The organism is Pseudomonas sp. GV105, assembly GCF_003058185.1.
Lineage (GTDB): Bacteria > Pseudomonadota > Gammaproteobacteria > Pseudomonadales > Pseudomonadaceae > Aquipseudomonas > Aquipseudomonas veronii.
In genome coordinates this window covers 172,189-181,816 of record NZ_QBUF01000015.1, presented here as the reverse complement: position 1 = coordinate 181,816, position 9,628 = coordinate 172,189, and the positions used below count along the sequence as shown (strand labels likewise).

11 protein-coding genes and 1 riboswitch are annotated in these 9,628 nt (G+C 63.9%); of the genes, 4 read left to right on the top strand and 7 right to left on the bottom strand.

The genetic code is table 11. The annotated features are described in order from the left end of the window. Positions 1-230: hypothetical protein (locus C8K66_RS31075; protein WP_218279030.1), on the bottom strand; the 230-nt coding region annotated here is incomplete at its 3' end. 33 nt (positions 231-263) lie between these two features. On the opposite strand from C8K66_RS31075, the gene C8K66_RS25910 reads away from it, so the two are divergent. Next, entirely contained in the window at positions 264-497 is a 234-nt protein-coding gene (locus C8K66_RS25910) for a hypothetical protein (RefSeq protein ID WP_017847731.1), read from the top strand. A gap of 54 nt (positions 498-551) precedes the next feature. Here the strand turns inward: C8K66_RS25910 and chrA are convergent, their stop codons facing one another. Then, positions 552-1,760, bottom strand: coding sequence for a chromate efflux transporter (gene chrA, locus C8K66_RS25905; RefSeq protein WP_079444397.1), 1,209 nt, complete (start codon positions 1,758-1,760; stop codon positions 552-554). Between the two features lie 154 nt (positions 1,761-1,914). On the opposite strand from chrA, the gene C8K66_RS25900 reads away from it, so the two are divergent. Then, positions 1,915-2,475, top strand: a complete 561-nt coding sequence (locus C8K66_RS25900) for a nucleotidyltransferase family protein (RefSeq protein WP_046487107.1) — start codon at positions 1,915-1,917, stop codon at positions 2,473-2,475. 93 nt (positions 2,476-2,568) lie between these two features. Here the strand turns inward: C8K66_RS25900 and C8K66_RS25895 are convergent, their stop codons facing one another. From C8K66_RS25895 to C8K66_RS25880, 4 genes are all read right to left on the bottom strand, one after another. After that, entirely contained in the window at positions 2,569-3,336 is a 768-nt protein-coding gene (locus tag C8K66_RS25895) for an ABC transporter ATP-binding protein (RefSeq protein WP_046382621.1), read from the bottom strand. After that, positions 3,333-4,337 carry an iron ABC transporter permease gene (locus tag C8K66_RS25890; protein ID WP_046382622.1) on the bottom strand — a complete coding sequence of 335 codons (1,005 nt, stop codon included), beginning with the start codon at positions 4,335-4,337 and terminating at the stop codon, positions 3,333-3,335. Before C8K66_RS25890 ends, C8K66_RS25895 begins: the two co-directional genes overlap by 4 nt. Beyond that, the gene (locus C8K66_RS25885; protein WP_108526359.1) at positions 4,334-5,344 is read right to left on the bottom strand and encodes an ABC transporter substrate-binding protein; all 1,011 of its coding nucleotides are present in this window, start codon (positions 5,342-5,344) and stop codon (positions 4,334-4,336) included. The genes C8K66_RS25890 and C8K66_RS25885 overlap by 4 nt, the downstream gene beginning before the upstream one ends. Positions 5,345-5,457: 113 nt before the next feature. Beyond that, positions 5,458-5,653, bottom strand: a riboswitch (cobalamin riboswitch). A gap of 35 nt (positions 5,654-5,688) precedes the next feature. Further along, entirely contained in the window at positions 5,689-6,618 is a 930-nt protein-coding gene (locus C8K66_RS25880; protein WP_108526357.1) for a DNA/RNA non-specific endonuclease, read from the bottom strand. A 134-nt stretch (positions 6,619-6,752) separates the two neighbouring features. On the opposite strand from C8K66_RS25880, the gene C8K66_RS25875 reads away from it, so the two are divergent. Both C8K66_RS25875 and C8K66_RS25870 read left to right on the top strand, forming a co-directional pair. Continuing rightward, positions 6,753-7,814, top strand: coding sequence for a M4 family metallopeptidase (locus tag C8K66_RS25875; protein WP_108526355.1), 1,062 nt, complete (start codon positions 6,753-6,755; stop codon positions 7,812-7,814). Between the two features lie 28 nt (positions 7,815-7,842). Then, the gene (locus C8K66_RS25870) at positions 7,843-8,148 is read left to right on the top strand and encodes a protealysin inhibitor emfourin (RefSeq protein ID WP_017847723.1); all 306 of its coding nucleotides are present in this window, start codon (positions 7,843-7,845) and stop codon (positions 8,146-8,148) included. Positions 8,149-8,202: 54 nt separating this feature from the next. Here the strand turns inward: C8K66_RS25870 and C8K66_RS25865 are convergent, their stop codons facing one another. Further along, positions 8,203-9,594 (bottom strand): aldehyde dehydrogenase family protein, encoded by a 1,392-nt coding sequence (locus C8K66_RS25865; RefSeq protein WP_108526353.1) that lies wholly within the window; start codon positions 9,592-9,594, stop codon positions 8,203-8,205. Positions 9,595-9,628: the final 34 nt, after the last annotated feature.

Sequence of the window (9,628 nt, the reverse complement as noted above, 5' to 3'; positions counted from 1 at the left end):
CAGCAGTGAAACGATGCATCGCCGATGGTAGTGTGGGGTTTCCCCATGTGAGAGTAGGTCATCGTCAAGATTAAATTCCAGAACCCCTGTTTGCTCGCGCAGACAGGGGTTTTGTTTTGGGCGATCGGAAAAGGCCACTGAATCTGTAGACACTCGATGTCCGGTTTTGGGCCGAAAGCAGCCCCTTTCTCGACAAACAGGTCTACCATGCCAGCCCGGCAGTGGTCCACGCGCTACCGTCCATTTTTCATAAAGGCATCGCAATGACCATCGACCAAATCTCCCTTCCCAAAGGTGTCGGCCCTCACGCCTCCAAACTCCTCGACGCCATCACCGGTGCCTCCACCCACGAAGAACTCAACCGTGCCGGCGGCAAAGCCGAAGGTTTTGTCTTGGGCCTTGAGTCCACCAAAGCCATCAAGAGCCAAATCGCCGAGTCGTTGTATGTGGCTTACGACGACGCGGCGAGCAATCGCGCGAGTGAGTTGAAGGGCTAGTCGTCAGCCGCCGAGGTCTTCGGACAGGTCAAGCAGCAAGGCGCGGTGGACGTGTTACAGGGCAAGACTCAATAACCATCCGAGCGCGCCGCTTCCGACAACCACCAGCCACGGTGGCAGCTTCCACACCATCAACGCCACCAGGCCGACCAGGGCCAGGCCGAAATCCCGTGCGCTGAAGATCGCACTGGTCCATACCGGCTGGTACAGCGCCGCCAGCAACAGCCCCACCACCGCTGCGTTCACGCCCGCAAGGGCGGCCTGGGTGCGCGGGCTGCGGCGCAGGCTTTCCCAGAAGGGCAGTGCGCCCAGCACCAGTAAAAACGACGGGGCGAAGATGGCCAGCAGGCAGAGCAGGCCACCGAGCCAGCCGCTCGGGGCCTGGCTCATCGACGCGCCGAGGAACGCGGCGAAGGTGAACAAGGGGCCGGGCATGGCCTGGGCGGCGCCATAGCCGGCGAGGAAGACATCGTTGCTCACCCAGCCGGTGGGCACGACTTCGGCCTGCAGCAGTGGCAGCACCACGTGGCCGCCGCCGAACACCAGCGAACCGCTGCGGTAGAACGCGTCGGTCATCGCCAGGCCCTGATTGGGGATCAGTTGGGCCAGGATCGGCAGGCCGGCCAACACCAGCACAAACAGCGACAACCACATCGCCCCCGCGCGGCGGCTGAGCGTCACGGGTAATGCATCGTGCGCGGCCGGTGGCGTGGGCTTGAACAGCAGCAGGCCCGCCAGCGCCGCCGCGCTGATCACGGCGACCTGGCCCCACGCCGAGGTTTGCAGCAGGGCCACGCACGCCGCGATCAGCATCACGGTGATGCGCGCGGCGTCGCTACACAGATTGCGCGCCATGCCCCACACGGCTTGGGCGACCACGGCGACGGCCACCACCTTAAGGCCATGCAGCGCACCCGGCGGGAGCGCCGTGCTGTGCTGGGCAATGCCCAAGGCGAACAGGATCAGCACAACGGCCGACGGCAGCGTAAACCCCAACCATGCCGCCAGCGCCCCACCGTAGCCAGCCCGCGACAGGCCCAGCGCGATACCTACCTGGCTGCTGGCCGGGCCGGGCAGGAATTGGCACAGCGCGACCAAATCCCCATAACTGCGCTCGCTCAGCCAGCGGCGCCGGGTGACGAACTCGTCGCGAAAGTAACCCAGGTGTGCGACGGGGCCGCCGAAGGAGGTGAGCCCCAAGCGCAGGAAAATCAGAAACACCGACCAGGAGCTGGCGGGGCGATCAGTCGGGGAATGGGCCAAGGTCGGCGTCTCGGTGAGGGCAATAGGGGAGCGGTGTGTCGAGGCACCTTAGCGAATTTTGATGACGTGAAGAAGAGGCCGTTACGTGAAAGCGTAACCCGCGTTGTTGTACTGTTGGCTCCCCAGGACAGGTGCCCACTGCAAAGGATTGAGCATGACATTGACCGTCGAAACCTTTCTCGAGTTGGCCATGGCCAACCCCATCAACGCCGAGATCACCGCGCGCCTGCCGGCCCTTGGTGTGAACCAGTGCATGCTGACCGCGGGCTGTCTGTTCCAGGCTGTTTGGAATCATCAGTCGAATCTGCCTGCTGACCAGGGGGTAAAGGACTACGACGTTTTTTACTTCGACCCGGACCTTTCCTGGGAGGCCGAAGACGCGGTCATTCGCGCTGCACAGCGGCTGTTCGAGGATTTGGAGGTAGAAATTGAAGTGAAGAATCAGGCGCGCGTTCACCTTTGGTATGGCCAGCGGTTTGGCCGACCGTATCCGCAGCTGCACTCCGCGCGCGCCGGGATTGATCGTTACCTGGTGGCCGGGACGTGCATCGGGCTGGATGTGGCGACGGGCGAGGTGTATGCGCCATTTGGTTTGACTGATATGGAGCAGGGCCTGCTCAGGATCAACCCGATCAATCCTGAGCCGGAGTTGTTTGCGCAGAAGGCGCGCAGCTATCAGGCGCGGTGGCCTTGGCTGAGGATTGTCGAGGATTAGCCCAGCGCACGCGGCCGTTCGGCAGGTGCTGCACGCTGATCCCATCGCCGCCTCGCCGTGCTCGACAGCGCCGACATTTGAACGGTGTTGCCGTTAAGCGCGCAGTCGCAGAATCTGCGCCCCGTCAAACGGGTCCGTCAGGTAGTGCGCCTGCACCCCGAAGGTGTCCTGCAGCCGCTGCGGCGTCAGCACGTCCTGCGGCTTGCCCAGCGCCACCAAACGCCCGCGGTCCAGCACGGCCAGGCGATCACAGGTCAGTGCCTGGTTGAGATCGTGCAGGGCGATCAGGGTCGTCACGGGTAACGCCTGCACGCCCTTGAGAATCGACAGTTGATGCTGAATATCCAGGTGGTTGGTCGGCTCATCCAACACCAGAATCTGTGGCCGTTGCGCCAGGGCGCGGGCGATGTGTACGCGTTGGCGCTCACCGCCGGAGAGGCTGCGCCAGGCGCGGTTGCTCAAGTGCATGGCGTCCACGTCGTGCAGCGCCTGGCGCACGATGCGATCGTCTGCCTCGGACCACGGGCTCAGCGCTGACAGCCACGGGGTGCGGCCCAATGCGACAGCGTCGAACACCCGAATGGCATCGTCGGTGTCGGCCTGTTGTTCCACCACGGCCAGACGTTGTGCCACGGTGCGGCGGGGCAGTTCGCCCAGGCGCTCGCCACCCAGGCGTACTTCGCCATGAGCGGGGGTACGCAACCCGGCCAACAGTTTGAGCAAGGTGGATTTACCCGAGCCGTTCGGGCCGACGATCCCGAGGGTTTCGCCGGGCGCCACCTCCAGGTGGATATCCCGCAGCAACTCGGCTTCCCGCACCTTGAAGCCCAGCCCGCTGCAGCTCAATACCGGCGCACTCATCGAGGGTTTCTCCGGCCGATCAGAATCAGTGCAAACACCGGCGCGCCGACCAGCGCAGTGACCACGCCCACCGGAATCACCTGGCCCTTGATCAAGGTGCGCGACAGTACATCCGCTGCAATCAAAAACAGCGCGCCGCCCAATGCGCTGGCCGGCAACAGGCGCGAGTGCCCGGTGCCGAGCAGCAGGCGCGCGGCATGGGGAATCACCAGCCCGACAAAACCAATGGAGCCGACAATCGACACCATCACCGCCGTGACCAATGCCGCGCAGCCCACCAGCACCCATTGCACGCGGCGCACCGGGATGCCGAGGGAGGCCGCCGAGTCGCGCCCGAAGGTGAACGCATCCAGCGCCCGACGATGCCACAGGCACACCGCCAACCCGGCGACCGCCACCGGCACCGCCAGCCACACCGACGGCCAACGCACGCCGCTGAGGTTGCCCAGCAGCCAGAACAGAATGCCGCGTGCCTGTTCGGAGCTGGCCGACTTGGTGATCAGGAACGCGGTGAGCGCATTGAACAGCTGCGAGCCGGCAATGCCTGCGAGGATGATCTGCCCGGTGCCGCTGGACGAACCGCTGGCCCGTGCGAGCAATACCACCAGCGCAAACGCCGCCATCGCTCCGCCGAACGCACCGACCGACAGCGAAACCAAGCCGCCGCCGACGCCCATCAGCACCACCAGGACTGCGCCGGTCGAAGCGCCGGCGCTGATGCCCAGCAGGTAAGGATCGGCCAGGGGGTTGCGCAACAACGACTGCAAAATCACCCCGCAGGTGGCCAGCCCGGCCCCGCATGCGGCGGCGACCAGGGCGCGGGTCAGGCGGTAGTTCCACACCACGCCTTCATCGATCGGGTCCAGTACGTAGCCGGCCGCCCACAGTTTGTTGGCGAGTACCTGCAACACCACCTGCGGCGCGATGGCGGTTTCGCCGATGGCCACGCCGGCGAGCACGGCGATCAGTAGCAATGCCAGGGCGAGTAGGGTTCGTATCATCTCGGCAGGTCGTAGCCGTCGATGGCCGCAGCCAGTTGTTCAAGACCCTCGAAGGTCCGCACGCTGGCCTGCAGGGCCATGGCGTCGAGGATGATGATGCGGTTGTGTTTCACCGCGTCCATGTTGCGCGTCACCGGGTCGCTGCGCAGGAAGGCGAGCTTCTGTGCATGATCGTCGGCCGGGTAGCGGCGGCGGTCCATGCGGGCGATCACCAGCACGGTGGGGTTGGCCTTGGCGATGGTTTCCCAGCCGACGGCGGGCCATTCCTCATCGGACTGCACCACGTTGCGCAGGCCGAGCGTTTGCAGCATGAATTCGGGGACACCCTTGTGACCGGCCACGTAGGGATCGCTGGCCATCTCGGCGCTGGAAAACCACACCAGCGCGCTGGCCTGCTTGAGCCCCTTGCCTTGCACGGTGGCGACGGACTTGGCCAGGCGTGCCTTGAGTTCATCGTTGAGTTGCTGGCCGCGATCCTGCACGTCGAAAATCTCCGCCAACTGGCGGATGCCCTTGTAGATCGTGTCGATGCGGAACGGCTCCAGCCGCGTGCCGTCGGCGCCCACCCGGTTGTTCTTGGCTTCGCAGTCGGAGGGCAGCAGGTAGGTGGGGATCTTCAACTCATGAAACTGCTCGCGGGTGCCCACCACGCCTTGCGGGCCGACCACCCATTCCAGTTCGGCCGCCACCAGTTGCGGGCGCTTGGCGATCACCGACTCGAAGCTCGGTTCGTTATTGGCCAGGCGTTCGATGCCGTCGTTCAGCGCCTTGAACTGTGGCAGCACGTTGTTGAACCACAGCGACGTGCCGACCACTTTATCGCCCACGCCGAGGGCATAGAGCATTTCGGTGGCGGCCTGGCCGATGGTCACGGCGCGGGCGGGCGCTTGCGCGAAGGTCAGGCTGCTGCCGCAGTTCTCCACTGTCAGCGGGTACTGAGTGGGGGCCGCTTGGGCCAGGGCACACAGGCCCAGGCCGGTGAGCAGGGCGGTAACGCGTGGCAGCATTGGGCAATCTCCTTGGAGCCGTACCTGGAACAGGGGGTGTACGGTTCGGAAACACGCCCTCGACCGCTGCGGGTGAGGCAGGCAAGGATGTCCTTCCCGGACACCCCGCCGGTTAGTGATTTTGCTGGGCCGGCAGGTCTCCTGACTGATGCGTCGTCGCCACGCTCCAGCCTTCCCGGACGGGGTCCAGTGGCAGTGGGGGAGCGGGCTCGGCATCTACAGTTGCGGGGGCAGTTCCGATTGGCGCGGTGTACCGCGCTTCGGATTCCCTATTAGTCCCGTTTGGGAACCGGCGCGGTATGGTAGTCGATCACGGCGGGGCGATATAGCCTTAGGTCGCCTGGTTACAGACGAATATCTTCAGGGCCCTGGATCAGCGCTTCAATTCGCGTCCCCGTGGCGCGCTCTTCATTGCTGAAACCATCGTAGTCGGCCAGGTTGGCGAAGCGGATACCGGTCAAGCGTTCGATCTGAATCACGCTGCGCTGGTAGGTTCTGAGCTGGCCGAACATGAGGTCGAGCTGACCCAGCTCGCGGTTTTGGTCGATCATGTAGGCGCTGGCGCAGGGCTTGCCGTCGTCGCTGAGGTAGGCGACCACTTTCCAGAACGCTTTGGGGATTTTAATGCCCCGGTAGACGCGATCGTCGTCCGCCAACACCGGGCCGGTAAACACCGTGGCCCGGGCTTTCCAGCGTTGTGTGTTATCGAGAATGTAGTCCTCGAGTTCCAGCCAGGTCTTCTGGTTGAACCCGCTCATCTGCGGTGAGCAGTTGGTGAAGTGGAAGGTGTCGGCATTGGCGATGTTGGCCGCGTCACCCCAGTTGGGGTCCTGTCGGCGCACCAGGTGACCGCGGTCCAGGCCATTGTCGGTGTAGAGCGCATCACCCACCTGTGCGCTGATGGGCAGGCGGCCGTCGTAGGCCCAGGCGTCGTTGCTGCGGATGATATCCACATGCTGTGCGCCATCAATATTGGCGCCCACGTAGAGTGCCAGTCGCCTCGAGCGCGACATGGTCACTGAGAAATGCGTGTAGTCCAGGCGCAGCGGCTGTACGTCAGCCAGCAGGGCTTCATCCACCGTGGGCCATGGCACCACGAAGCGGTCGAGAAACGCTTCAGCGTAGCCGCGCCGGTCCTGCAGGTCCTTGGCCGCGGTGACACGCGCAGTCGCCGCCCTGGCCTCCATGAGGCTGGGGCCGGCCGCGAGCAACGGGCGCAGATCGGCGAGCCGGGGGCGGTGCGAAAGGTCGATTTTGGTGGCGCGTGGGGGCATTGTAAGTTCCTCGCAGTCCTCGGATTAACACTACTGCAGCATAGCTTCATGACAATTTGGCCCAAGCCGCCACGGCAGGACTATTCTTGAACGGTTACCCGGACGTTCACCCCACGCCAAAATGGAGCCAGCCAATGTGTGTTCGCCAGCATCGCAACCCGATTTTCTGCCTGATCCCGCCATACATGCTCGACCAGATCGCCCGCAACGGCGATAAAGCGCAACGGGAAGTCGCGTTACGCACACGCGCCAAAGACAGCACGTTTCGTTCGTTGCGCATGGTTGCCGTACCCGCCAAAGGGGTCGCCCACATGGCCCTGCCCATGGGCGCCGAAAAACGGCGTTCGATCTACAGTGCCGAGGGCGCCGATAGCCTGCCGGGCAAGTTGATCCGTGGCGAAGGGCAGCCCGTCAGTGGTGATGTGGCGGTGGACGAGGCCTACGATGGGTTGGGCGCCACATTCGATTTTTTCGATCAGGTCTTCGACCGCAACTCCATAGACGACGCCGGTATGGCGTTGGACGCGACCGTTCATTTTGGCCAGAACTACAACAATGCATTCTGGAACTCGAGCCAGATGGTGTTTGGTGATGGCGATCAGCAACTATTCAACCGTTTCACAATAGCCCTTGATGTCATTGGCCATGAGTTGGCCCACGGTGTGACCGAAGATGAGGCCAAGCTGATGTATTTCAATCAATCCGGTGCGTTGAACGAGTCGCTGTCCGACGTGTTCGGCTCACTGATCAAGCAGTACGCGCTGCAGCAAACGGCGCAAGATGCAGATTGGTTGATCGGCAAAGGGTTGTTTACCAAGAAAATCAAAGGCACTGCGTTGCGCTCGATGAAAGCGCCGGGCACCGCGTTCGATGACAAGCTGCTGGGCAAGGACCCTCAGCCGGGGCATATGGACGATTTCGTGCAGACCTATGAGGACAACGGCGGGGTGCATATCAATTCCGGTATTCCCAACCATGCGTTCTATCAGGTAGCCACGAAGATCGGCGGGTTTGCCTGGGAGCGCGCAGGGCGTATCTGGTATGACGCGCTACGCGATGCGCGGTTGCGGCCGAACGCGGGGTTCCTGCGTTTCGCGCGCATCACCTACGACATTGCCGGTCGGCTGTACGGTGCTGGCAAGGCCGAGCACAAGGCGGTGAAGGAAGGCTGGAAAGCAGTGGGCATTAACGTCTGACAACCCGCCTGGGCGGTGAGGAACAGCCATGCAAATTTCGATCAAGGAAATTGGGGGACCCGCGTTTTTCCCGGGCCTGGCCCGACCGAACACCGTGGAACTGGAGACGCTGCCCGAGGCGGACCAGCAAGAGTTGCGGCAACTGATCGAGGCTTCACACTTCTTTCAGTTGCCGCAAAGCACCGCGCCGGAACCCGGTAATCCAGGCCAGGTGCATTACACCCTGACCGTGACCGAAGGTGAACGCGAGCACACGGTGTGTGTGCTCGCGCCAGTGAAGTCAGAGGCGCTGGACGGGCTGGTGCAGTGCGTGCGCCGGCATATCCGCTGCTGAGCCTGCTGCGCAGCCCGCGGGATCACGCTCCCTTGCCACAGGGGTTGCTGTGGATTATTTGCGATCCAGCCACACCGTCTGCGCATTGCAGAATTCCCGCACGCCAAAGTGCGACAACTCCCGCCCAAAGCCGCTTTTTTTCACGCCGCCAAACGCCACCCGCGGGTCGGACACGCTGAAGGCGTTGACGAAGATCCCGCCGGTTTCCAGCTGGTCGGCGATCTCGCGTGCTTTCGCCGAGTCGCGGGTGAAGATGCTCGCGGTCAGGCCGAACTCGCTGTCGTTGGCCAGGGCCACGGCGTGATCGGCGTCGCGGGCGCTGATGATGGAGGCGACGGGGCCGAACAGCTCTTGTTTGAACGAGGTCATCTGGTCGGTGACGTCGGCCAGTACGGTCGGTGCGTAGTAGTTGCCGGCGCCGGGCACTTTGTCGCCGCCCAGCAGCAGGGTCGCGCCTTCTGCCAGGGTAGCCTGGACCTGGCCGTGCAGTTCGTCGCGCAGGTCGAAGCGGGCCATCGGGCCGACGTAGGTGTGGGTCGAGGTCGGGTCGCCCATCACCAGTTGGCGGCTGGCTTCGACGAACTTGGCGGTGAAGGCGTCCACCACGCCGGCTTCGATGATCAGGCGCTTGGCTGCGGCGCAGACTTGGCCGCTGTTCTGGAAACGGCCGATCACCGCGGCCTGGACGGCGGCGTCGAGGTCGGCGTCGTTGAGCACGATGAACGGGTCGCAGCCGCCCAGTTCGAGCACGCATTTCTTCAGCGCGGCACCGGCCTGGGCGCCGATGGCCATACCGGCGCGCACGCTGCCGGTGAGGGTGACGGCGGCGATGCGTGGGTCGGCGATGGCTTTGGAAACGCCGTCCTGGGTCACGTTGAGCACTTCGAACAGGCCTTCGGCAAAGCCGGCTTTGTGGAACGCCGCTTTCATCAGGTAGGCGCTGCCCATCACGTTCGGTGCGTGTTTGAGCACGTAAGTGTTGCCGGCGAGCAGCGTCGGCACGGCGCCGCGCAGGACTTGCCAGACCGGGAAGTTCCACGGCATCACCGCGAGGATCGGGCCCAGCGGGCGGTATTCGATGTGCGCGCTGCCGTTGTCCACCAGCGTCGGTTCCGCGGCGAGCATGGCTGGACCGTGGGCGGCGTACCATTCGCTGAGTTGCGCACATTTCTCGATTTCGGCGCGGGCCTGGGTGATGGGTTTGCCCATTTCCAGGGTGATCATCTGCGCCATGGCTTCGGCTTGCTCACGCAGCACGCCGGCCAGGGCCTGCAACCGCTCTGCGCGCTGGCTGAGCGGCTGGCGGCGCCAGGTGCGGAAAGCGGCGGTCGCACGGTTGAGGGTGGCGTCCAGCTTGCTCTCGTTTTCATACGGGTAACTGCCGACCGTTTCGCCGGTGGCGGGGTTGATCGAGAGGGCGTGGGTCTGGTGAGCGATAGCGTTCATGGCACCGTCCTGCTGAAGGTTTGGATTGGAATCA